Source organism: Tsukamurella pulmonis, assembly GCF_900103175.1.
GTDB lineage: Bacteria > Actinomycetota > Actinomycetes > Mycobacteriales > Mycobacteriaceae > Tsukamurella > Tsukamurella pulmonis.
In genome coordinates this window covers 3,014,311-3,036,857 of the sequence record NZ_FNLF01000002.1, presented here as the reverse complement: position 1 = coordinate 3,036,857, position 22,547 = coordinate 3,014,311, and the positions used below count along the sequence as shown (strand labels likewise).

Sequence of the window (22,547 nt, the reverse complement as noted above, 5' to 3'; positions counted from 1 at the left end):
ACGGAACGCACCGAAGACCGGGCTCCGGGCGGGCACCGTCGGGCAGGAGAAACGACACCGCCGCACCGGAAGTCCGGTGCGGCGGTTCGACGTTCGGTGACTACTTCGCGTAGATCTCGGCGATGTCGTCGGCGTACTTCTGCGAGACGACGTTCCGCTTGACCTTCATGGTGGGCGTCATCTCACCGGTCTCCTCGGAGAAGTCCTCGGGCAGGATGCGCACCTTCTTGATGGCCTCGGCCTTGGAGACCGTGTCGTTGGCGACGGCGACGGCCTTGTCGATCGCGGCGACCAGGTCGGGATCGTTGCGCAGGTCGGCGACGGTGGCCGACTCGGGCTTGCCGTTGGCGGACTTCCACTGCGGGAAGGCCTCCGGGTCGATGGTCACCAGTGCGGCGATGAAGGGCTGCGCATCGCCGACGACCATCGCCTGCGAGATCAGCGGGTTGCTGCGCAGGGCGTCCTCGAGGCCGGCGGGGGAGACGTTCTTGCCGCCCGCGGTGACGATCAGTTCCTTCTTGCGGCCCGTGATCGAGAGGTAGCCGTCGTCGTCGATCGAGCCGAGATCGCCCGTGTGGAACCAGCCGTCCTCGATCGCGGCCTTGGTGGCCTCCTCGTTGCGCCAGTAGCCGCGGAAGACGACGGAGCCCTTGAGCAGGATCTCGCCGTCCTCGGCGATCTTCGCGGCCTGCCCGGCGAGCGGTCGCCCGACGGTGCCGATCTTCTGCGCGCCCTCGACGTTGACGGTGATCGCCGCGGTGGTCTCGGTGAGGCCGTAGCCCTCCATCACCGTGACTCCGATGCCGCGGAAGAAGTGGCCGAGGCGGGCGCCCAGGGGAGCGCCACCGGAGATCGCGACCTTGCAGTTGCCGCCGAGCGCGGCCTTGAGCTTGCCGTAGACCAGCTTGTCGAACAGGGCGTGCTTGGCCTTGAGCAGCAGGCCGGCGCCGCCCTCGTCCTGCGCCTGGCTGTACTCGATGGCGGTCTGCGCGGCGGCCTCGAAGATCTTGCCCTTGCCACCGTCGACGGCGCTCTGCTGCGCCGAGGCGTAGACCTTCTCGAAGACGCGCGGCACCGAGAGGATGAGCGTGGGCTGGAAGATCGAGAACTGCGGCACCAGGTTCTTGGTGTCGTTGAAGTGGCCGACGACCGCGCCGCCCTTGAAGCAGGCGATGTTCACGGCCCGCGCCAGCACGTGCGCCAGCGGCAGGAACATCACGTTGGAACCGCCGCGGATGGCGTTGCCGAAGGGCGAGGCCAGGATCGCGTCGGACTCGCTCATCAGGTTCGAGTGCATGAGCTCGCAGCCCTTGGGCCGGCCCGTGGTCCCCGAGGTGTAGATCAGCGTCGCGAGGTCGTCCGCCTTGACGCCCGCGCGACCGGCGTGGACCTGCTCGTCGGTGACGCCCTCACCCTCGGCGGTGAGGGTCTCGACGGCACCCTTCTCACCGTCCTTCGGCTCGATTTGCAGCACCCGCTGCACCTTGTGCAGGTTCGTGAGCTCGGCGACCTCGGCGGCCTGCTTCTCTCCCTCGATGATGAGGAGCGTCGCATCGGAATCCTCGAGGATCCAGTCGATCTGGCCCGACGAGCTGGTCTCGTACACGGGCACCGTCACCGCGCCGATCGCCCAGATCGCGAAGTCCATCAGCGGCCACTCGTACCGGGTGGAGCAGACGAGGGCGACGCGGTCGCCAGGCTTGACTCCCTGCGCGACGAGGCCCTTGGCGACGCCGAGGATCTCCTGCTCGTACTGCTTGCACGTCACCGGCTCCCAGGTGCCCGCGACGAGGCGCTTGACCCGGACGCCGTCCGGGTCGGTGCGGGCCGCCTCGAAGACGACGTCGACCGTGGTCGCCGCGGGGTCGATGGTGTAGTTGGCGGGAACGCTTATCTCGCGCACGAATCCTCCGGGTCGCAAACGGTGGTGTTGTGGTGAACCTTACACCGCGGTTCGTCACGCCTTCCGGGCCCGAACCGACCCGGCACCGTCCGCCCCGGAGGCGGATGTGTGAAGCTTAGGAGGTGAGCACCATCCAAGTGGCCGACGTCGCGTTCGTCGCCGCCCACCCGAGTGCCGTGGCCGCCGCGATGGCGGGCGCGCAGCGGTGGCGCGGTTGGTTCCCCGACCTGCGCCTGACCGTCACCGAGGACCGGGGCGAGCTCGGCATCCGGTGGAAGGTCGACGGTGCCGTCACCGGGACCTCGGAGTTCTGGATCGAGCCGCACCTGGACGGGAGTCTGCTGCACTACTTCCTGCACGCCGAGCCGGCCTCGCCGATGTCGCCCGAGCGGATCGTCGCCGACGTGCGCGAGCGCCGGGTTCGCGGGCACGACGTGATGTTCGACGTGAAATTCACCGCCGAGGCCGACCGGGTACTCGGCGGCCCGGCAGCGCCCGCCGTCGGGGAGGTGAACGGTGTCTGACGCGGAGCGCACCCGTGAGTCCATCGTCATCGCGGCGCCGCCCGAATCGATCATGGCCGCGATCTCCGCGTTCGACCGCTACCCCGAATGGGTCTCCGCGGCCCGCGAGGTGACGGTCCTGGAGACCACGGCCGACGGCCGGCCGCGGCGCGTGCGGTTCGTGCTGGAGGAGGGTTTCCTGCGCGACACCTACGAGCTCGAGTACCGCTGGGCCCCCGGCGGCCGGTCGGTCGAGTGGGACCTCGCGGCGAGCACGCTGCAGAGCACCCAGCACGGCCGCTACGACCTGACGCCCACCGCCGACGGCGCGGGCACCACGGTCACCTACACGCTCGAGGTCACCCTGCAGATCCCGATGCTCGGGATGCTCCGGCGCAAGGCCGAGAAGGCCATCACGGACACCGCCCTCAAGGAGCTCAAGCGCCACGTCGAGGGCGAGTCGGCGGCGCAATCCTGATGTCCGGGGAGGGTTCCGCGACCCGCCTGCTGCTGGTGTCCGGTGCCGGGGGAGCGGGCCGCACCACCGTGGCGACCGCGCTCGCCGCGTCGGCCGCGGCGCGCGGGCGCACCCTGCTGGTCACCATCGGACGGACGGTCGATCCGCTCCTCGCCGACGGTGCCGGGCCCTTCGATCACGTGCACCTCAACCCCGTCGAACTGCTGGCGCAGTGGTGGGACGGGCTGTCCACGACGGTCCGCGCGGGCCGCGGAATCGCGGGCGGGAACAGCGATCCCGCAGGCGGCTTCGATCCTTTCGCCCTCGAACCGCCCGAGCTGACGGGCCTCGCGGACGCCGAGCACCTCCTCGTGCTGCGCGCCGTGCGCGGGCACGTGGACGCGGGGGAGTACCGCACCGTCGTCGTCGACGGCCCCGCGTTCGACGGCCTGGTCTCCCTGCTCACGGCACCCGCGTCGCTGGCCGCGTACCTCGAACGGGTCTGGCCGCGGCACGTCCGGCTCTCGGGCCCCGCGTCCGGGCCCGCCGCCGGTTCGCTGGCCGCGCTCCTGCTCGCCGAACCGCTGGCCGGCCTCGCCGATCAGCTGGCGGCGTTCGTCGCCGACCGCGCGGCGCTCGAACTGGTGCACGTCGTGACCGGCGACGGCGGCCGTCCCGCCCTCGCGCGCGCCGAGCTCGCGGCGCTCGAGGTGCTGGGCCTGCGGCCCGTGGCGCTCGTGCTCAACCGCCTCATCGAGGTCGACGACCGGTTCGCGCTGGACCTGCCCCACCCGGCGGTCCGGCTCGTGGGCGCGCGGGTCGCCGCGCAGGACGATGCGCGGGAGGCGCTCGCCGCGGTGGCGACGGTGCTCGAGCGCCCCGTCATCGAGGCGGCCGAGGCGACGGAGCCGCTGCTGACCGCAGCCGCGGCGGCAGCCCTGACCTGGGACGTCGCGGCGATCCTGGACGCCGCGCCCGCGGTGGTGCCCGAGCCCGTGGTGCGCGCCGTCGGCGGCGCGGGACTCGACGCCCGCTACGAGTGGTCGATCGCGCTGCCGCTGGTGGACCCCACCACGATCGGGCTGGGCCGGGTCGAGGAGGACGTCGTCGTCGAAGCGCAGGGTGTGCGGCGCCGGATGCGGCTACCGTCGGTGCTGCGTCGCTGCGTCGTCGCCGGTGCGACCTACGAGGAAGGGGAGTTGCGCGTGAGCTTCGTCCCCGATCCGGAGGTGTGGCCCCGTGGTTGATCCCACCCCCGACCCGTCCGAGGAGTTCCTCTCCTCCGCGGCCCGCCTGTTCGAGACGGTCCGGCCCTGGATCGCGGCCGCGCTCGCCGAGCACTCCGCCCACCCGGAGGGAGATCCCGGCGCGTGCCGCCTCTGCGCGCTCGGGGGCGTCGTGGCCCGGCACATCGAGCCCTTCGCCGCGGAGGCCTCGAAGTCCTTCGGGCACTTCGCCGACGAGGTGCTCGCCGACCTGCTGCGCCTCGCCGAGGAGCTGCTGGGCAGCGCCCGGATCACCGCTGCCGCCGTCGCCGCCGACTACCTCTCCACGGTCGGTGCGACGCCCGCGGAGGAGGCCCAGGAAGCACCGGACCCCGCGCCGCCCGCACCGTCGTCGCAGGCGGGCGGCTACGAGCGCATCGACATCCGGCTGACCGGCTCCGAGGAGGACCCGCCCGCATGACGCTGACGATCGGCATCGACATCGGCGGCACCTCCGTCCGGGCCGGCGTCGTGACGGACGACGGCACCGTCATCGACACGGTGCGGGCCGAGACCCCGCGCAGCGCAGCGGCGCTGGAGAACTGCCTCGATCGTGTGGTGCAGGAGCTGTGCGTGGAGCACGACGTGCGGGCCGTGGGCCTGGCCGTCGCCGGCTTCCTCGATCCCGCGCGGCAACGGGTCGCCTTCGCGCCGCACCTGCCCTGGCGCGAGGCTGCGGTGCCCGCCGAGATGTCCGCCCGGATCGGCCTGCCCGTGATCATGGAGCACGACGCGAACGCCGCCGCGTGGGCCGAGTACGTGCACGGCCCCGCCCGGCAGTCGCAGGTGACCTGCGTCGTGGCCCTCGGCACCGGAATCGGCGCGGGCCTGCTCATCGACGGTGAGCTCTACCGCGGGGCGTTCGGGGTCGCTCCCGAGCTCGGGCACCTGCAGGTGGTGCCCGACGGTCGGCCGTGCGACTGCGGCAAATCCGGGTGCTGGGAGCGCTACTGCAGCGGGACCGCGCTGGTGGAGACCGCGATCGACCTGATGGGTCCGAAGGGCTCGCGCGGCGTGCTGCTCGCGCGCGAGCTCGCCGACGACCCGGGCTCGCTGACCGGGCGCAAGGTCGCGGCGGCCGCCGAGGCGGGCGACCCGGTGGCGCAGGAGGCGGTGGGCGAGCTGGCCCGCTGGCTCGGCATCGGCCTGGCGATCGTGAGCGACGTCTACGACCCGGACCTCATCGTGCTCTCCGGCGGCGTGGGCGCGTCCTCGCGCCTGTTCCTCGACGACGCCCGCGAGCACTACGCCCGGCAGGTCACCGGCGGCAAGTACCGGCGCAAGGCCAGGATCCGCGCGACGGAGCTCGGCGAACGCGCCGGCATGCTCGGTGCCGCCGCCCTGGCCCGGGACGCCGTCCTCGCCTGAACAACCGCGGTGTGCGATCTCCGGTGATCCCATCTCTCGTCCAGCGCCCCGCCACACCGTAAGGTTCACGCGTGATCGCACACAGAACCGCCCGGGGTCTCCGGCTTCTCGCCGTGATTCCGCTGCTCGGCCTCCTCCTCGCGCTGGTGTCGCCGCTGGGCATCGCGGGCGCCGCGCCCGATCCCGGTAAGTGCGTCCCGCCCGGCGAGGCGTCCGCGTCGGCCGCGCCGCTCAACCTCGCCGCCGCGGGCGACCAGGACGTCGACAAGTACACGACGCCCGGCGTGGTCCCGCTGGAGTCGATCGACCGCAATGCGCTGGGGCTGATCAAGCCGGGCACGATCACCGTCGGCACCCTCGGCGACGCGCCGCCGAGCATCTGCCTGAACCAGGCCACCGGCACGTACACGGGCTTCGACAACGAGTTGCTCGCCGCCATTGCGGCGAAGCTGGGCCTGCAGATCGAGTTCTCCGGCACCGAGTTCTCGGGCCTGCTCTCGGCCGTGGCCACCAAGCGCTACGACGTGGGCTCGTCGTCGATCACCACGACGGACGCGCGCCGCCAGACGGTGGCGTTCACCAACGGCTACGACTTCGGCTACTTCTCCCTCGTGGTGAAGGCGGGCTCGCCGCTGACGGGCTTCGACAAGCTCGGCGCGGGCAACCGGATCGGCGTCGTGCAGGGCACGGTCCAGGACGAGTACGTCAAGAACGTGCTGGGGCTCGAGCCGGTGAAGTACCCCGACTACGCGACCGCGTACGCGAACCTGCGCTCGGGGCAGATCGATGCGTGGATCGCACCGTCGGCGCAGGCCGAGGGACAGGTCAAGCCCAGCGACGGCACCGCCATCGTCGAGAACACCTTCTCGGTCAACAACTTCGTGGGCTGGGCCGTGGCGAAGGGCAACCAGCCGCTGGTCGACGCCTTGAACTCCGGACTCGACGCGATCATCGCCGACGGCACCTACTCCCGGCTCTACTCGGACTGGGCGCCGCGCGAGATGCCGCAGGGCTGGAAGCCGGGATCGAAGGCCGCGCCCGCGCCGCAGCTGCCCGACTTCGCGGCGATCGCCAAGGCGAACGCGAAGGACGCGCCCGCGCCGGGCGCCGCCGAGCAGAAGGGCACCCTCGCGCAGCTGGGCGACACCTTCTTCAATTGGAGTCTGTACCGCGAGGCCTTCCCGTACCTGCTCAAGACCGGCCTGCCGAACACGCTGATCCTGGCGCTGGTCTCCGGCCTGATCGGCACCGTCATCGGGCTGCTCCTGGCGGTGGCCGGCATCTCCCGCACGCGCTGGCTGCGCTGGCCCGCGCGGGTGTACACCGACGTCTTCCGCGGCCTGCCCGCGGTCGTGGTGATCCTGCTCTTCGGATTGGGCATCGGGCCGATCGTCAAGGACATGACCGGCAACAACCCCTACTGGCTCGGCGCGATCGCGCTCGGCCTGCTGGCCGCCGCGTACATCGGCGAGATCTTCCGCTCCGGCATCCAATCGGTGGAGGCGGGGCAGATGGAGGCCTCGCGGGCCATCGGCTTCAGCTACCGGCAGTCCATGTCGCTGGTGATCATTCCGCAGGGCGTGCGGCGCGTGCTCCCGGCGCTGATGAACCAGTTCATCGCGCTGATCAAGGACAGCTCGCTGATCTACTTCCTCGGCCTGCTGGCCTCGCAGCGCGAGCTGTTCGCCGTCGGCCGTGACCTCAACGCCAACACCGGCAACCTGTCGCCGCTCGTCGCCGCGGGCCTGTTCTACCTGGTCCTGACGGTGCCGCTGACCCACCTGGTGAACTACATCGACGCGCGGCTGCGCTCGGGCAAGCGGGAGCAGACCCCCGTCGAGCTCGACCTCGCCGCGGAGAAGGGCTGACCGCCGTGACCGAGAACCAGAGCGCCGCACCGACCACCCCGTCGGTGCCCGGCAAGACGCCCATCGTGCCCGTCTCCCTCGAGGGCCGGGGCCTGCACCTCGCGTTCGGCGCGAACCACGTGTTGCGCGGCGTGGACATCGACGTGCCGGCCGGCACCACCACGACGGTGATCGGACCGTCCGGCTCCGGCAAGTCGACGCTGCTGCGGGTGCTCAACCGGCTGCACGAGCCCCAGTCGGGCGACATCCTGCTCGACGGCCGCTCCGTCCTCAAGGACGATCCGGACGAGCTGCGTCGCCGCATCGGCATGGTCTTCCAGCAGTTCAACCTGTTCCCGCACAAGTCCGTCGTGGACAACGTGGCGCTGGGGCCGCGCAAGCTCCGCGGCCTGAGCGCCGAGGAGGCTCGCGAGCTGGCCCTCGCCGAACTCGAGGTCGTCGGCCTGCGGGCGAAGGCGGATCAGCGTCCGGCCAGCCTGTCCGGCGGCCAGCAGCAGCGCGTGGCGATCGCGCGCGCCCTGGCGATGCGGCCGCAGGTGATGTTCTTCGACGAGGCCACCTCCGCCCTGGATCCGGAGCTGGTCAAAGGCATCCTGGCGCTGATGACCGAGTGCTCGGCCGAGGGCATGACGATGGTGGTGGTGACCCACGAGATGGGGTACGCCCGCACCGTCTCCGACAACGTCGTCTTCATGGACGCCGGGAAGGTGGTGGAGGCCGGCACGCCGGACAAGCTGTTCGAGGACGCCGAGAGCGAGCGCCTGCGCGCCTTCCTCTCCCAGGTGCTCTGACCCCGCGCATCGGGGCGCGGTGCGCGGCCCTCCTCGGTAGAGTGAGGAGCAGCACGACGGGCGGTAGATGGAGAGCTGGGCGACATGTGGTGGATGGTCTTCAAGTGGATCCTGATCGGGCCGGCGCTGCGCCTGCTGGGGCGCCCGCGCGTGGTCGGACTCGAGAACCTGCCCAAGGACGGCCCGGCGATCCTGGCCAGTAATCACCTGGCGGTCATGGACTCGTTCTTCCTGCCGCTCATGGTGCCGCGGCGGATCAAGTTCCTGGCCAAGAGCGAGTACTTCACCGGTAAGGGGCTCAAGGGCGCCTTCAAGAAGTGGTTCTTCTCGTCCGTCGGGTGCATCCCGATCGTCCGCGGCAGCGCGAACGCCGCGCAGGACGCACTCAACGCCGGCGTGGGCGCACTGCGCGACGGCCAGCTCCTCGGCCTGTACCCGGAGGGCACCCGCAGCCCCGACGGCCGTCTCTACAAGGGCAAGACGGGCATGGCCCGCATGGCCCTCGAGACGGGTGCCCCGATCATCCCCGTCGCAATGGTCGACACCGAGAAGTTCAATCCGCCCGGCTCCACCCTGCCGCACCCGACGAAGGTGCAGATCCGGATCGGGAAGCCGCTCGACTTCTCCCGGTTCGAGGGCATGTTCGGCAACCGGTTCATCGAGCGCGCCATCACCGACGAGGTGATGTACGAGCTGATGAAGCTCTCCGGCCAGGCGTACGTGGACGTCTACGCGCAGGACGTCAAGGACGGCGTGGTCGTCCCGGGCGAGGAGCGCGAGGCCGGCGCAGCGTAGCCTCGTCCCCCGTGAAGTACTTCTACGACTCGGAATTCATCGAGGACGGAACCACCATCGAGCTCGTCTCGATCGGCATCGTCGGCGAGGACGGACGCGAGTTCTACGCCGTGTCCACCGAGTTCGACCCCGAGCGCGCCGGGCCGTGGGTGCGGGCGAACGTGCTGCCCAAGCTGCCGCCGCCCGCGAGCAAGACCTGGCGCTCGCGCGCCGCGATCCGCGACGGCGTCTTCGAGTTCCTCTCCGCCGGCCCGGGCGACATCGAGCTGTGGGCGTGGGTCGCCGCGTACGACCACGTTGCGTTGTGCCAGCTCTGGGGCCCCATGACCGCGCTGCCGCGGTCGATGCCGCGGTACACCCGCGAGCTCAAGCAGCTCTGGGACGAGCGCGGCCGCCCGGCGCTGCCCGCCGCGCCCGCGGACGCGCACGACGCCCTCGCGGACGCCCGGCACAACCTCGCGAAGTACCGGGCGATCGTGGGCGCGTAATCTTGCTCACGTGGCAGTGAACTGGACCGTCGACGTCCCCATCGATACCCTCCCCAAGCTCCCGGCGCTGCCGGGTGACCTGCGCGAGCGCCTCGACGACGCGCTGGCCAAGCCCGCGCTGCAGCAGCCGAGCTGGCCCCGGGAGCAGGCGGACGCGATGCGCACGGTGCTGGAGTCGGTGCCGCCGATCACCGTGCCGCCGGAGATCCAGTCGCTGCAGGACCAGTTGGCCGAGGTCGCCATGGGGCGGGCCTTCCTGCTGCAGGGCGGCGACTGCGCCGAGACCTTCGTCGACAACACCGAGCCGCACATCGCCGCGAACATCCGCACGCTGCTGCAGATGGCCGTCGCGCTGACCTACGGTGCGTCGATGCCCGTGGTCAAGGTCGCGCGCATCGCCGGCCAGTACGCCAAGCCGCGCTCGTCGGACACCGACGCCCTGGGGCTGACCAGCTACCGCGGCGACATGGTCAACGGCTTCCCGCCCGAGGAGGCCGTCCGCAAGCACGACCCGTCGCGCCTGATCCGCGCGTACGCCAACGCGAGCGCCGCCATGAACCTGGTGCGCGCCGTCACCGGCTCCGGCATGGCGGACCTGCACAAGGTGCACGAGTGGAACCGCGAGTTCGTCGCGAACTCGCCCGCCGGCGCCCGCTACGAGGCGCTCGCCGCCGAGATCGACGGCGGCCTGCGGTTCATGGCCGCGTGCGGCGTGGAGGACCGGAACCTCAAGTCCGCCACCATCTTCTCCAGCCACGAGGCGCTGGTGCTCGACTACGAGCGCGGCCTGCTGCGGCTGGCGGACAACCCGGACGACCCCGAGGCCCAGCAGGTGCTCTACAACCTGTCGGCGCACTTCCTGTGGATCGGCGAGCGCACCCGCCAACTCGACGGCGCGCACATCGCCCTGATGGAGCTGATCCACAACCCGATCGGCGTGAAGATCGGCCCGACCACCACGCCCGAGCAGGCCGTGGAGTACGTCGAGCGGCTCGATCCGCACAACAAGCCGGGCCGGCTGACGCTGATCTCCCGCATGGGCAACGGCAACGTGCGCACTGCGCTGCCGCCCATCGTCGAGGCCGTGGAGGCGACGGGCCACAAGGTGATCTGGCAGTGCGACCCGATGCACGGCAACACCCACGAGTCCTCGACCGGCTACAAGACTCGGCACTTCGACCGCATCGTCGACGAGGTGCAGGGCTTCTTCGAGGTGCACCGCGCCATCGGCTCGCACCCGGGCGGCGTGCACGTCGAGCTCACCGGTGAGAACGTCACCGAGTGCCTGGGCGGCGCACAGGACATCTCCGACGCCGATCTCGCCGGCCGCTACGAGACCGCCTGCGATCCGCGCCTGAACACCCAGCAGAGCCTCGAACTGGCCTTCCTGGTCGCGGAGATGCTTCGGGGCTGACTATAGTGTCCGATCCGCGCGTGAAAGAGTTCTCGGATGCGATCGATCGAAGTAGTGCGTATCGAAGTTGGACATGTCCGAGATGTCTGCTTGATTCGATATCGCCTCCGGCGCTCTCGCACGTTCGCGGGGTAGAGACAGAAGACCAGTACATATGTTCGGACTGCGGCGAAGACGAGTCATATCAGATCTTTTTCGAGAACGACCGTCCGACGCCGTCGCATGAATGGCCTATTCGTCGTGCGCTGAATTCGTTCGCCAATAGACGCGTTCGTCCACCGTCGCAGGAATTGGTCAGTCAATTGACAACGAATCGACGGCCGAAGGTGGGGCACTACTGGGATGGTAGGTTGATCGAATGGACTGCCTCTGTGTTGGCAAAGGGAAACTCCAATCTTGTTGATGAGACCGCCTTGGTGCAGTCTTGGTCCTTCCCGACATTGCGATTGTTGGATGAGTACCTTTCGACTGTGCATCAAAAACCGCCGGAAGAAGTTCGCGGGCTGCTGCGCGAACTTCTCTTTGAGAATCAAACGTTCGTATTCGATGACGCAACCGAGTTGGAAGATGTTGTCGGCGCTTCACTAGGCCCGTCGTCTGAATATCTAGGTCGTCTGGCGAACTCAAAATTGACGGATTGCGCTGCCCATCCTGGCGTTAGGTGGGTGCTCGATCTTGTCGACCAGTCTCCATCGGCTGCGATAACGGTGATCAACGCATACCAGCGTGCGCACGCAACAACGTTGCCACAAGGGCGACTAGATGGGTTGTCGGACGCGATGAGCGTGATCAATTCGTATTACATCTACCGAGAGGACGAAACTTGGCGCGATGTGCTGAATAGGTTGTCGCCACGGGAATTCGAGTATTTAACTGCACGACTATTTCTCGCCATGGGGTGGGGTGTCTACATTACGCCGGATGGTCCTGACGGCGGTCGTGATCTCATTGTGTATCGCGCCAATTCCGGAGAGCGGTCTCGGTTCGTGATCGAATGTAAGCGTTATCGCAAAGTAAAGGTTGGGGTTAGCCACGCGCGAGCGCTACTTGGTGTGGTGTCGAGTGAGAAAGCCAGTGGTGGTGTGCTAGTGACAACGGGTAGATGCACACGTGGGTTTAGGGAGTTTGCTGAGAAGGATGATCGAGTTTCCTTCGTCGAAGGCGACCGTCTACTTCGATTGTTAAACAGGTACTTCGGGCCGCGCTGGTTGGGAAATCTTGGAGCTTTGTCGGTACCTCCTAGGCCAGGATGGAACGAGTATCGACCTGAGTGGCTGTAAGAACAAGCAGTCGGGACAGTCTAGGAGCGGGCCTGGACGGTATTTGAGGGATTCGCTCACTAGGACTATTGGCGGTTCCAGAGCATGCTCGTCGTGTTAGAATGGACGAATCTTGTCCTGAATGGTTCGCCTGCGACAACGGGTATTTATCTAATTCGGCAGTCTCGCCTCGAGGACTCGTCGCCACTTGACTGCATTTGCTTCGTCCTCTGGATGAAGAGTACGCATGTGAGCGAGGCGGTTCCGGATTGGCATGACTTGATCGCGAAATTGTCGCCACTGCGGCGGCTCGAGGCCGAGACGCCCGATCTTCGGGTTTTCAGTCAGCTGAAGAAGCTCTCCGAGCGATAGCCACTCCAATGGATCGCGCACTTGTTTGATTGTGGTTGCTGCGATATACGCAGACTCGGTTGCCCGCTCAAGAACCTTTCTCTTGAGATCCTCGTTCAAACACTGTGTTCTCCAGTTTCTGGGCCATGAATCGACCGCCATTCTCCGAACCTCGCGGCGAATTAACCGTTCGATCTTCCACATTGCATCACTAATATTGGCAAGGCGATGTTGAGCGTCAGTTGTACTCGCTATCGTGGTGTCAAGTGCCATCTTGAGTGGAGAGAGGTGCCAGGGGATATTCCAAAGTCGAGCACCAGATTCTGGCGAGGTCAGGCCAGCTCCGTCTAGGGCCTCTAGTTCTCTGGCGCTCAGGAGGTTAAGCGCTTCTTGGTCAGTAAGCTGTGCCTCGTAGACAACGCGGTCCAAGGAAGCGCATACTTCTGGACCCAGTTCTACCAATGATCTGTGCAGCACTTCTTCGGGGCCTAGGCCATCCTCAGAGCAAGTCGGCCACTCGTCGACGCCATTAAATCTCTGAGCAGGCGCACGTGCGAAACTTGCGTCATCGAGTAGTGAGCTTCCGACGACAGCAGGGAAGGCGACGCGTGGAGCGCGGGATAGGAGGATCACTCCAATGTTAGCTTTGAGGTCTAGGAAAAGTTTCTCTCTTAGTTGGCCCATATGGGCTGACTCATTCCTCCCCGTAAGGGACTCAAATTGATCGAGAATCAGTGTCCCACAATCGATTCCTGCTCCACCTTCCAAATAACTCTGTATGGTTAACAATTTGGAGTTGGACCCGAGAAGGGCGCGGCGTGCAGGCTCGTTGCTCGCACCTATCTGAAGGAAGACGAGACGAAATATCTTGACTTTTGCGTGTATTTCTCCTACCCACTGAGAATAGTCCGTTGCGCTCATGTGAGTTCCAGAATGACACTCGCCTCAAATTGGCCGTCAACTTCAACTATTAGGCCTAGGTCCTTTAGGCGCCTGACGGCGACGTGTTCAGAGGGCGCCAATTCTCTAAAATCGTCAGCGCTTTCCATCAAGATCTCCAGCATAACGGACTCGTTGGGATAATATCGCTTAACGTGCTGAACCATCTCATCGACGTTGCCTTGTATCCGGCTTTTCCAGTCGTTGATCTCCCTGAGAACGGCCGACCGAGACATTGTTCTCTTAAAGTCGTCGGCAGGAAGATGACCGACGACGGCGGAGCTTAGACTTCGGTAGAGAAATGCGTGGCCGCCAGAGGCCTCGTGTAGCGCTTCCAAAGCGCCTGAAGTGATTTCGATGCCCATCTTGCCGCCGACTGTACTTGCTAGGTCGTCGGCCTCGTCTCGGTCAAGAGGGGTAACGTATACGGCTCGTGCCCAAGAGAATAGTGGATTTGGCCTTCCGTATAAACGACCACCCTCGACGATCGCGCTTGTCAATCCCGAAATTGTGAAGGTGAAATTGTCGGATTCTTGGACTATGCTCCGAAACGCCGACAGCATTTGGGCGATGCGTGGCATATCGCCCTCGGCGATATCGATTTTGTCAGCTGGCGTTAGGTACTCGATTTCATCGAGTAGTAGCAGAATCCGAGTGTCGTTTGCATGCAGTCGTTTCAGAAGAGTCTGTAATGCGTTTTTAAGCTCAAGGATTGAAGGTTGAGGATTCAGTTTCTGAAGTTCCACTGCTCGTAGTCCTCGGGCTGTCAGCTCTTCGATAAGTCGGCGCCGCAACTCCGATAGGATGTCGTCAGTTGGATCGATCGGAGGTGAAGGGAAAGCTTCTAGATCCATTAGAATAGTAACGACATTGTCAAATTTTAGTTCTTCGCTAAGTTGAGTTAAGATGCTGGTTTTGCCTGACTTGCGGAGCCCGAATATCCCTGTGACTCGTTGTTTGAACACGTCGTCTCGCATGGATTGTAGGAGCGTTCTTCTGCCGAAGAAGCTGGCGCCAGACACGGGGGTGGTGACATAGAAGAGGTCCCGAGCATATATGTGGTCCCTCAGAATTGTAATCAGTGAAAGATCGTCGTCCTCGTCGATCAGCAGCGGGATTGCAAGATTGGAAGGCCGCGACCAGTCGTAGAGTTTGGTGCGTAATCGCGGATCGGGTGACCACAGGAAAAATGTGTCAGGGGTGACCGACCGGTAGGTTTCTTGCAGCTCGCGTACGGCGGCCTTGAATGTTCTGCCTTGAAGGTCGTCGTGGGGGCTGTAGAAGATCATTACTTCGCGTGTGAAGCCAAACCCGGCCTCGATGGCGCCGCTAAATCGAACGTGAACGACCGCTGCGCTGTTGAAGCCTTCTTGGCGGCAAAATCCGGCGTAGACTACCTGGGAGCCCAGCCTACGGAGCGCTTCGACATGCTCCCCGAGTACGGGGTATTTCCTGCGGACGCGATCAATGTTTGCGAGAAGATCTGGGTGTTGAGGTTGCGCAACTGCGCCTGCGCGCCAACCATATTGGCGCGCGGAGGGTGTACTCGGGTCAAAGGTGAGAGTGGTAGTCGATTCCCTATCGGAATTGTCTGGAGGGTCGTACTGAATCGCGGATGGCGTGATCTTGATCCCAAATGACTCGCGGACGCGCCTGGCAGCCGGAGCTTCGACTGCGGACGATGCGCTACGGACGAACTCTCCTTGCTGGCGTAAGCGCACTAGAATTTGCTTCGATGTGGTTCCTAGCTCTTTCGCTAGCTCATGGACGCGAATTTTTCCCAAGTTGAGTGACCTCCGTCGTGTTGCACCGACCGCGCGTATGTGCATGAAGCCTGAATTGCCTATTTCCGACCATCGTACGGATATGAACGGTCGATGGCTCTGGATTGGCTAGAACGACTCGGCGATTGGAGACCGGCGCCCGAATGGTTCCGTATGGCGGATGTTGATCGCTAGCGTGGCTGCCCTGTCATCCTAAGCTTGTTTAGGTTGGACGAAACCACCTGCGATCCGCGCCTGAACACCCAGCAGAGCCTCGAACTGGCCTTCCTGGTCGCGGAGATGCTGCGCGGCTAGGTCGTGTAGCGGATCTCCCGGGGCGCGGGGTGCGCGGCCTGCGCGCCGTCGTCGCCGTTCTCGTCGCGGGCGCAGGGCACCACGGAGAGCGCGTCGCCGTGCGCGACGCCGAGGCGGATGTCGGAGAGCTCGCGCTGCGACCACGGCTCGCGGCGCAGGAACATGTCGTCGAGACCCTTGACGAACCACGACGCCGAGAACGCCAGGATGCCCACGACCTCGGCCACCCACAGCGGGCCCAGGTGCAGCGGTAGGGCGGCGCCGCGCAACGAGGCGAGCAGGCACAGGCCGCCGACCACCACGATCGTCACCGCGCAGCCCAGGTGGAAGCGCCACCCCGCCCGGTTGGCCACCCGGGCGAGGAACCTGCGCCAGCCGCGGCCGGTCGGCGGCGCGACGGCCGCACGCAGGAACGGATTCCTGCGGTCGTGCACCGCGGTCGTCACGCACATCAGCACGAACATCGCGAACACCACGAGTGCTGCGACCGCGTGCACCAGGCCCGCCTCGTCGACGCCGACCGCGATCTGCAGTGGGGTCGCCACCGGCGCCGCCGCCCCCGCACCGCACTCGCCGGCCGGGATCGGCCCGGGCAGCCGGGTCGGGAAGGCCGCCACGGTCACCGCCGCCAGCCCCGCGACGGTGCTCAGCGCATTGGCGACCGAACGGCGGCCCTGCTTGTAGGAGAAGAGCAGGAAGCCGACGATGCCGAGCCCGATGACGAAGACGTCGCGCGCGCCCGAGTGGTAGTAGGCGCTCAGCGAATCCCGCACGCGCACGCAGTACTCGCCCGACGTGGCGAAGTCCACGGCGATGAGCGCGAGCGGGAGCAGCAGGCCGACGGCGCCGCCGTAGAACCGGATGATGAGCAGGGACCGGACGGAGTTCGACTCCTCGATCGCCCGCCGGTCCTCAGCGGGCATGGTGTCCAGTGCACATCGCCGGCGCGCGGCGCCGTTGGTCTCCGTCATCGCGACTCCGTCCGCTGTACCGGCCCGTGTGCCCGGAGGCTAACAAGGCCGCGCCCCGGGCGCCCGGCTTGCCGATGACGCGGGCCACAATCGCCTCAATCACCTGCCGCGCCCCCGGCGCCCTGGGACCATGCCCCCATGGGTGCCTACGCCGACGAGTACCGCCGCAGCATGACCGATCCCGAGGGGTTCTGGGCCGAGCAGGCCGCCGCGATCGACTGGATCGTCCCGCCGTCTCGGGTGCTCGACGATGCGGACGCCCCGCTGTACCGGTGGTTCCCGGACGCGGAGCTGAACACGTGCGTGAACGCGGTGGACCGGCACGTCGCCGCGGGGCGCGGCGATCAGCCCGCGGTGATCCACGATTCGGCGATCACGGGCGAGGTGCAGACCCTCACGTACGCGGAGCTGCTGGAGCGGGTCGCGAAGTTCGCGGGCGTGCTCGCCGGCCTCGGCGTCACCAAGGGTGACAGGGTGGTGATCTACCTGCCGATGATCACCGAGGCCGTGGTCGCGATGCTGGCCTGCGCGCGGATCGGCGCGGTGCACTCGGTGGTCTTCGGCGGTTTCGCGGCGCCGGAGCTGGCGGCGCGCCTGGACGACGCCCGGCCGAAGGCGATCGTCACCGCGTCGTGCGGGCTCGAGGGCTCCAAGGTGCTGCCGTACCTGCCGATCGTGCACGCGGCGATCGATGCGGCGTCGGCGAAGCCCGACGCAGTGGTGGTGTGGCAGCGCCCGCAGTTGACGGCGGAACTGGGCCCGCGCGATCACGATTGGGCCGCGGCGGAGGCGGCGGCGCAGCCCGCCGGCCCGGTCGCGGTGAAGGCCACGGACCCGCTGTACGTGCTCTACACCTCGGGGACCACCGGCAAGCCGAAGGGCGTGGTGCGCGACAACGGCGGACACGCGGTGGCGCTGGCGTATTCGATGCGCGCGATCTACGACGCGCACCCGGGCGAGGTGTGGTGGACGGCCTCGGACGTGGGCTGGGTCGTCGGTCACAGCTACATCGTCTACGCGCCGCTGCTCATCGGCGCGACGACCGTGGTGTACGAGGGCAAGCCCGTCGGTACCCCGGACGCGGGCGCCTTCTGGCGGGTGATCGAGCGGCACGGCGTGCGCAACCTGTTCACCGCGCCGACGGCGCTGCGCGCGATCCGCAAGGAGGACCCGGACGCCGAATTCCTCACGCGCTCCGACGTCTCCGGCCTGCGAACGCTGTTCATGGCGGGGGAGCGGCTCGACCCCGACACCTACGAGTGGGCGTCCGCGAAGCTCGGCGTGCCGGTGATCGACCACTGGTGGCAGACGGAGACGGGCTGGCCCATCGCCGCCAACCTGCGCGGGGTGGAGCCGATGCCGGTCAAGCCCGGCAGCGCCACCGTCCCGGTGCCCGGGTTCGGCGTGCGGATCGTCGACGATGCCGGTCGGGACGTGCTCGCGGGAGCCGAAGGCGCGGTGGTCATCTCGTTGCCGCTCCCGCCCGGCACGCTGCCCACGCTGTGGGGCGCCGACCAGCGGTACGTCGACTCGTACCTGACCACGTACCCGGGCAACTACCTCACCGGCGACGGCGGCTACCTCGACGCCGACGGCTACCTGTTCGTCATGGGCCGCACCGACGACGTGATCAACGTCGCCGGCCACCGGCTCTCGACCGGCGCACTGGAGGCCGCGATCGCCGGACACCCGGCGGTCGCGGAGTGCGCCGTGATCGGCGTGGCGGACCAGCTCAAGGGCCAGCTGCCGCGGGCGCTGGTGGCGCTCAAGGCCGGTGGCGACTGGGACCACGACGCGGTGCGCGCCGAGATCGTGCAGCAGGTGCGCGATCGGATCGGCGCCGTCGCCGCCCTCAAGGAGGTCGCGATCGTCGCGGCGCTGCCGAAGACCCGCTCCGGGAAGATCCTGCGGCGCAGCATGCGCGCCATCGCCGAGGGGCGGGACGAGGCGGTCCCGTCGACCATCGAGAACCCGGCCGTCCTCGACGACCTGCGCGGGGTGCTCCGCGGCTAGCGCTGCAGCAGCGGCGCGCTGCGGTAGCTCCACAGCCCGATGGTGCTCAGCGCGTCGCGGTGGATGCTGCGCAGCTCGTCGGCCGACGGCGTGGACAGGTCGGCGAGCGGCTTGTCCACCGCCGCCACCGAACTCACCGTGAAGGTGGCCGGGAGGTTCTCCCGCGCGGCGAGCAGCAGGTCGACGGTGCCGCGCCGCACGTGGCTCGCGGAGCTGATCAGGATCGCGTGGTCCACCCGCTGCGTCGCGAGGACGTAGGAGCTGTAGAGCGCGTTCTCGACGGTGGTGCGGGCGAAGTTCTCGTCGGTGATCCGCGCCGCGTCGACGCCGCGTTCGACGAGCCAGTTCTTCATCAGCGCGCCCTCGGTGTTGCCGGACTTCTCGACGCCGCCGGTCACCACGATCGGCGCTGCGGGCAGGGCCCGTGCGACCTCGAGCGTCTTCTCGAGGCGCTGCACGAGCGGCGCGTCCATGGTGCCGTCGTTCTTGAGCGCGTAGCCGAGCACGACGATGCCGGTGTTCGGTGCCGCGCTCTCCGGCGCGCGCTCGGTGATCGGGGTGCGCACGGCACCGTCGATCGCGGCGAACAGGGCCTCGACCTGCGGCACCCGGTCGGGCGCGACGCGCCGCAGCTGCTCCACCTCGGCCGCCGAACCCGCGGCGTCGCCGAGGAAGCGGTTCCACACCGCGAGGTAGGTGTGCGCATCGTCGTCGTCCGGCGCGAAGGACAGGACCTTGCGGTACAGCTCGAGCGCGCCGGGCACGTTCTTCTGCGCGATGCGCGCCGACGCCGCGCTGAACAGGAGATCGGCCCGGTAGGGGGCGAGCGCGGACGCCTCCAGCAGTTTCTGCTCGACGACCGCCATGTTGTCCACGGTCTTGTCGGTGTTGCCGGCGGTGGAGGTGCGGGTGGGGGAGTCGAAGGCCTCCTTGGCCTCCGCGAGCAGCGTCGCGACCTGGCCGGCGACGCCGCGGGCCGCCGCGGACGAGGACGCCGGGCTCGGGGGTGCGGCGCCGTCGTCGGACGGGTCGGTGCAGCCGGCGAGGGCGATCGCGCCGATCGCGGCCAGGGCGACCGCACGGGTGAGAACGGAGGTCCGGTTCATGGGGCACAGGCTATCCGGTGCGCCGGGCCCGCGCCGGGGGATCAGCCCGCGCGCTGGGCGAGCTTGAGCAGGCGGCCGAGCAGCTCGTCGCCGGCGAGCTCCGTCTCCGCGGCGTCGCGGTCGCGGGTGAGCTCGGCGTCGTGCTCGCCGTGCACCTGGGCGTGCAGCTGCTCCATCCGCCGGTCCAGCTGTTCGGCGACCGTCGCGGCCGCCGAGAGCTCGTCCCGGAGCCGGTCGGGGACGGCACCGTCGAACTTGTAGAAGATCTTGTGCTCGAGGCTGGCCCAGAAGTCCATCGCGATGGTGCGGATCTGCAGCTCGACGGGCACGTGCACGGGGCCGGTCGAGAGGAAGACGGGGATCTCGATGATGGCGTGCAGGCTCTTGTAGCCGTTGGGCTTCGGGGCGGCGATGTAGTCCTTGACCACGACGACGCGCACGTCGTCCTGCGCGGTGATGGTCTCGAGGATCCGGTAGGTGTCGGCGATGAAGCTGCATGTGATCCGGATGCCCGCGATGTCGGTGATCGCCTCGCGGATCAGCGGCAGCTCCGGCGCGATGCCGCGGCGGGCCACCTTTTTGACGATGCTCTCGGGCTTCTTGATCCGCGAGGTGACGTGCTCGATCGGGTTGTAGCGGTGCAGCTGCAGGAACTCCTCGCGGAGGATGGTGACCTTGGTGAGCACCTCCTTGACCGCGAACTGGTACTCCATCAGGAAGCGGGTCAGCTCGTCGCGCATGCGACGCGCCTGCGCCAGCGTCGCGGCGTCGGGGACGAAGGCGGGCTCGTTCACGGCAGGGCCGTGACGGTCACCGTCGATCCGGCCTGCACGCGCGAGCCGCCGCCCGGGTCCTGCCAGATGACCTGGGACTTGTCCGAGGCGAAGATGCCGTTCACCTTGACCTGCAGGCCGGCGTCGCGGAGCACCGAACGGGCCTGGCCCACGTTCATCCCCGTCACCGACGGGACGGTCACGCGGGAGGCCATCGTGACCGTCACCCGCTTGTTCGACGGGTCCACGCGGCCGCCCGCGCTGGGGCTGGTCGAGGTGACCACCGAACCCGAGCCGGTCTCGCCGGTGAGCTCGGCGACGAGACCCGCGCGCTGGAGCATCTGGGTCGCCTCGGCGGAGGTCTTGCCGATCACGTCGGGCACCGTCAGCGCGTTGGAGACGAGCAGGGTCACGCTGCCGCCCTTGTTCACCTGACCGGACGGGTCGGTGCCGAAGACCTTGCCGGCCTCGGTCCCGGCGTCGAACTGCTGCTTGTTCTCCTTGACCGACAGGCCCGCCGAGCGCAGCAGCGCCGTGGCCTCGTCGGGGGACTTGCCGCGCACGTCGGGGATGTCGACGGGCTCGTTGCCCGCGGAGGCGACGACCGTCACCGTCGAGCCGACGGATACGCGGGTGCCCGGCGTCGGCGAGAGGCCGATGACGCCGCCCTGCGCGATGTCGCGGCTGAACTGCGCCGGCCCGCGCTTGGACTCGAGGCCGTTCTCGCGCAGCAGCTTCTCGACGTTCTCGGGGCTGTCGCCGGGGCGGAACTGGGGCACCGTCGGCCGGCCGCGCGAGTACTGGATCGTGACGGTGCCGAAGCGGCTGATGCGGCTCCCGGCCGACGGATCGAGGCCGGTGACGGTGTTCTCGGTGATGTCGTTGCTGAAGCTGCCGGCGAGCTCGACGTCGAGGCCCGCGTCCTTGATCGTCTTCTCGGCGGCCGCGCGGTCCATGCCCGCCACGTTCGGCACCGAGGTGAACTGGCCGGACGCGAACCACCAACCGCCGAAGGCCAGCAGCATCGAGATCACCGCGATGATCGCGACGATGATCCAGGACTTGGCCCGGCTCTTGCGCGGGGGCACCCACTGCGGCGGCGCCGTCTCGGCGGGCAACGACTCATGCATCGTCTCGGCGCGGGTGTGCTGCATCGCCGCAGCGGGCGCGGCGGGCTGCGCCAGGGTGCGCGGCGGCGCCACGGGCGGGACGCCCGGCATCGGCTGGCCCGGCATGAGGGCGCCCGTGGGTTCCGCGGCGGCGGGGATCAGCGGCTCACCGCGCTGCGCGTACATGGCCGCGGCGGCGCGCTGTTCGGCGCTGGACTGAGGGGCGGGCACGGTGAACGGCGGCAGATCGAGCTCGTCGGCCATCGTGCTGAGCGCCTCCGCCATGGCGAAACCGTCGGCGTAGCGCTGCGCGGGATCGCGGTGCGTGGCCCGGGCGACGAACTCGTCGAACTCCTCGGGCACGCCGGCGATCGCGGCGCTCGGCGGCGGGACGTCGTTGTGCAGGCGCTGATAGGCCAGCGAGATGGCGGTGTCGCCGGTGAACGGCACCTGCCCGGTGAGCAGCTCGTAGACGAGGATGCCGCTGGAGTAGACGTCGGAGCGCGGGTCGGCGTTGCCGGACTCGACCTGCTCCGGCGAGAGGTAGGCGGCTGTGCCGAGGATCACCGACGAACTGGTCACCGATGCCGCCGCGATCGCGCGGACGAGACCGAAATCGGCGACCTTGACCTCACCGCCGTCGGAGATGAGGACGTTCTCCGGCTTCACGTCGCGATGCACCAGGCCGGCGCGGTGGGCGGTGCCCAGCGCGGTGAGCACCGGGCCCATCACGGCGGCGACGGCGTGCGGCGGCATGGGGCCGCGCTCGCCGAGGAGCTCGCGCAGCGTGCCGCCCGTGACCAGCTCCATCACCAGGAAGGCCAGCTCACCGTCGACGCCCTGGTCGTACACGGCGACCAGCCCGGGGTCCTTGAGCTTGGCGACGGCGCGCGCTTCGAACTCGAAGCGCGAGACGAACTGCGCGTCGGCCGCGTACTTCGGGTCCATCACCTTGATCGCGATCGGCCGGTCGAGCCGCAGGTCGAGCCCCATGTAGACGGTGGACATGCCGCCACGCGCGATCACCGCATCGATGCGGTAGCGGCCCTCGATGCGGGCGCCGATCAGGCGGTCGCGCGGCGTGTTCACCTTCTCC

General features: G+C 68.0%; 18 protein-coding genes and 2 pseudogenes. 13 read left to right on the top strand and 7 right to left on the bottom strand.

The features are described from left to right. Positions 1-100: 100 nt before the first annotated feature. Positions 101-1,903: an AMP-dependent synthetase/ligase gene (locus BLQ62_RS14850; RefSeq protein WP_068534150.1), complete on the bottom strand. Its 1,803-nt coding sequence runs from the start codon at positions 1,901-1,903 to the stop codon at positions 101-103. 122 nt (positions 1,904-2,025) lie between these two features. Between BLQ62_RS14850 and BLQ62_RS14845 the strand changes: the two genes are divergently transcribed. The 11 genes from BLQ62_RS14845 to BLQ62_RS23400 all read left to right on the top strand — a co-directional run bounded on the left by BLQ62_RS14845 (position 2,026) and on the right by BLQ62_RS23400 (position 12,132). Beyond that, the gene (locus tag BLQ62_RS14845) at positions 2,026-2,427 is read left to right on the top strand and encodes a hypothetical protein (RefSeq protein WP_068534148.1); all 402 of its coding nucleotides are present in this window, start codon (positions 2,026-2,028) and stop codon (positions 2,425-2,427) included. Next, entirely contained in the window at positions 2,420-2,884 is a 465-nt protein-coding gene (locus BLQ62_RS14840) for an SRPBCC family protein (RefSeq protein WP_082756927.1), read from the top strand. Before BLQ62_RS14845 ends, BLQ62_RS14840 begins: the two co-directional genes overlap by 8 nt. Next, positions 2,884-4,110 carry an ArsA family ATPase gene (locus BLQ62_RS14835; RefSeq protein ID WP_068534146.1) on the top strand — a complete coding sequence of 409 codons (1,227 nt, stop codon included), beginning with the start codon at positions 2,884-2,886 and terminating at the stop codon, positions 4,108-4,110. The genes BLQ62_RS14840 and BLQ62_RS14835 overlap by 1 nt, the downstream gene beginning before the upstream one ends. Beyond that, the gene (locus BLQ62_RS14830) at positions 4,103-4,549 is read left to right on the top strand and encodes a hypothetical protein (RefSeq protein WP_068568710.1); all 447 of its coding nucleotides are present in this window, start codon (positions 4,103-4,105) and stop codon (positions 4,547-4,549) included. Before BLQ62_RS14835 ends, BLQ62_RS14830 begins: the two co-directional genes overlap by 8 nt. Further along, positions 4,546-5,496 carry an ROK family protein gene (locus BLQ62_RS14825; RefSeq protein WP_068568708.1) on the top strand — a complete coding sequence of 317 codons (951 nt, stop codon included), beginning with the start codon at positions 4,546-4,548 and terminating at the stop codon, positions 5,494-5,496. The genes BLQ62_RS14830 and BLQ62_RS14825 overlap by 4 nt, the downstream gene beginning before the upstream one ends. A 71-nt stretch (positions 5,497-5,567) precedes the next feature. After that, positions 5,568-7,364, top strand: coding sequence for an ABC transporter substrate-binding protein/permease (locus BLQ62_RS14820; protein WP_414929937.1), 1,797 nt, complete (start codon positions 5,568-5,570; stop codon positions 7,362-7,364). 44 nt (positions 7,365-7,408) lie between these two features. Next, positions 7,409-8,155, top strand: a complete 747-nt coding sequence (locus BLQ62_RS14815) for an amino acid ABC transporter ATP-binding protein (protein WP_068568932.1) — start codon at positions 7,409-7,411, stop codon at positions 8,153-8,155. Positions 8,156-8,239: 84 nt separating this feature from the next. Then, positions 8,240-8,950: a lysophospholipid acyltransferase family protein gene (locus BLQ62_RS14810; protein WP_068568706.1), complete on the top strand. Its 711-nt coding sequence runs from the start codon at positions 8,240-8,242 to the stop codon at positions 8,948-8,950. An 11-nt stretch (positions 8,951-8,961) separates the two neighbouring features. Further along, a complete protein-coding gene (locus BLQ62_RS14805; RefSeq protein WP_068534138.1) occupies positions 8,962-9,438 on the top strand; it encodes a polyadenylate-specific 3'-exoribonuclease AS in 477 nt (158 codons plus the stop codon). A 16-nt stretch (positions 9,439-9,454) separates the two neighbouring features. Next, a complete protein-coding gene (locus BLQ62_RS14800) occupies positions 9,455-10,852 on the top strand; it encodes a class II 3-deoxy-7-phosphoheptulonate synthase (RefSeq protein WP_068568704.1) in 1,398 nt (465 codons plus the stop codon). 350 nt (positions 10,853-11,202) lie between these two features. Next, entirely contained in the window at positions 11,203-12,132 is a 930-nt protein-coding gene (locus BLQ62_RS23400; protein ID WP_139184213.1) for a restriction endonuclease, read from the top strand. Between the two features lie 1,247 nt (positions 12,133-13,379). On the opposite strand, the gene BLQ62_RS14790 is transcribed toward BLQ62_RS23400, so the two are convergent. After that, positions 13,380-14,690 (bottom strand): ATP-binding protein, encoded by a 1,311-nt coding sequence (locus BLQ62_RS14790; RefSeq protein WP_231857762.1) that lies wholly within the window; start codon positions 14,688-14,690, stop codon positions 13,380-13,382. A gap of 342 nt (positions 14,691-15,032) precedes the next feature. Then, positions 15,033-15,230, bottom strand: a pseudogene (locus BLQ62_RS24175) (translation initiation factor IF-2 N-terminal domain-containing protein); the annotation flags it as partial. Between the two features lie 168 nt (positions 15,231-15,398). Between BLQ62_RS24175 and BLQ62_RS23395 the strand changes: the two are divergent. Continuing rightward, positions 15,399-15,479 (top strand): annotated as a pseudogene (locus BLQ62_RS23395) (3-deoxy-7-phosphoheptulonate synthase); the annotation flags it as partial. Here BLQ62_RS23395 and BLQ62_RS14785 read toward each other — a convergent pair. Continuing rightward, positions 15,476-16,450, bottom strand: a complete 975-nt coding sequence (locus BLQ62_RS14785; protein WP_068568701.1) for a hypothetical protein — start codon at positions 16,448-16,450, stop codon at positions 15,476-15,478. The pseudogene BLQ62_RS23395 and the gene BLQ62_RS14785 overlap by 4 nt on opposite strands. A 138-nt stretch (positions 16,451-16,588) precedes the next feature. Between BLQ62_RS14785 and BLQ62_RS14780 the strand changes: the two genes are divergently transcribed. Beyond that, positions 16,589-18,463: an acetate--CoA ligase gene (locus BLQ62_RS14780; protein ID WP_068568699.1), complete on the top strand. Its 1,875-nt coding sequence runs from the start codon at positions 16,589-16,591 to the stop codon at positions 18,461-18,463. Here BLQ62_RS14780 and BLQ62_RS14775 read toward each other — a convergent pair. From BLQ62_RS14775 to pknB, 3 genes are read right to left on the bottom strand one after another with little or no spacing between them, the layout of a single operon-like run. Continuing rightward, positions 18,460-19,569, bottom strand: coding sequence for an ElyC/SanA/YdcF family protein (locus BLQ62_RS14775; RefSeq protein ID WP_068568697.1), 1,110 nt, complete (start codon positions 19,567-19,569; stop codon positions 18,460-18,462). The genes BLQ62_RS14780 and BLQ62_RS14775 overlap by 4 nt on opposite strands. A 41-nt stretch (positions 19,570-19,610) precedes the next feature. Next, on the bottom strand, positions 19,611-20,309 hold the full coding sequence (locus tag BLQ62_RS14770; RefSeq protein WP_082756983.1) for a GTP pyrophosphokinase: 699 nt from the start codon (positions 20,307-20,309) through the stop codon (positions 19,611-19,613). Positions 20,310-20,359: 50 nt separating this feature from the next. Continuing rightward, positions 20,360-22,540: a Stk1 family PASTA domain-containing Ser/Thr kinase gene (pknB, locus tag BLQ62_RS14765; protein ID WP_068568695.1), complete on the bottom strand. Its 2,181-nt coding sequence runs from the start codon at positions 22,538-22,540 to the stop codon at positions 20,360-20,362. Positions 22,541-22,547: the final 7 nt, after the last annotated feature.

Bases quoted from the DNA above. Each gene is read 5' to 3' on its own strand.
- BLQ62_RS14810 (WP_068568706.1), top strand. From the start codon at position 8,240: ATGTGGTGGATGGTCTTCAAGTGGATCCTGATCGGGCCGGCGCTGCGC.
- BLQ62_RS14775 (WP_068568697.1), bottom strand. From the start codon at position 19,569: ATGAACCGGACCTCCGTTCTCACCCGTGCGGTCGCCCTGGCCGCGATC.
- BLQ62_RS14770 (WP_082756983.1), bottom strand. From the start codon at position 20,309: ATGCGCGACGAGCTGACCCGCTTCCTGATGGAGTACCAGTTCGCGGTC.
- BLQ62_RS14835 (WP_068534146.1), top strand. From the start codon at position 2,884: ATGTCCGGGGAGGGTTCCGCGACCCGCCTGCTGCTGGTGTCCGGTGCC.
- BLQ62_RS14790 (WP_231857762.1), bottom strand. From the start codon at position 14,690: ATGATCTTCTACAGCCCCCACGACGACCTTCAAGGCAGAACATTCAAG.
- BLQ62_RS14780 (WP_068568699.1), top strand. From the start codon at position 16,589: ATGGGTGCCTACGCCGACGAGTACCGCCGCAGCATGACCGATCCCGAG.
- BLQ62_RS14825 (WP_068568708.1), top strand. From the start codon at position 4,546: ATGACGCTGACGATCGGCATCGACATCGGCGGCACCTCCGTCCGGGCC.
- BLQ62_RS14785 (WP_068568701.1), bottom strand. From the start codon at position 16,450: ATGACGGAGACCAACGGCGCCGCGCGCCGGCGATGTGCACTGGACACC.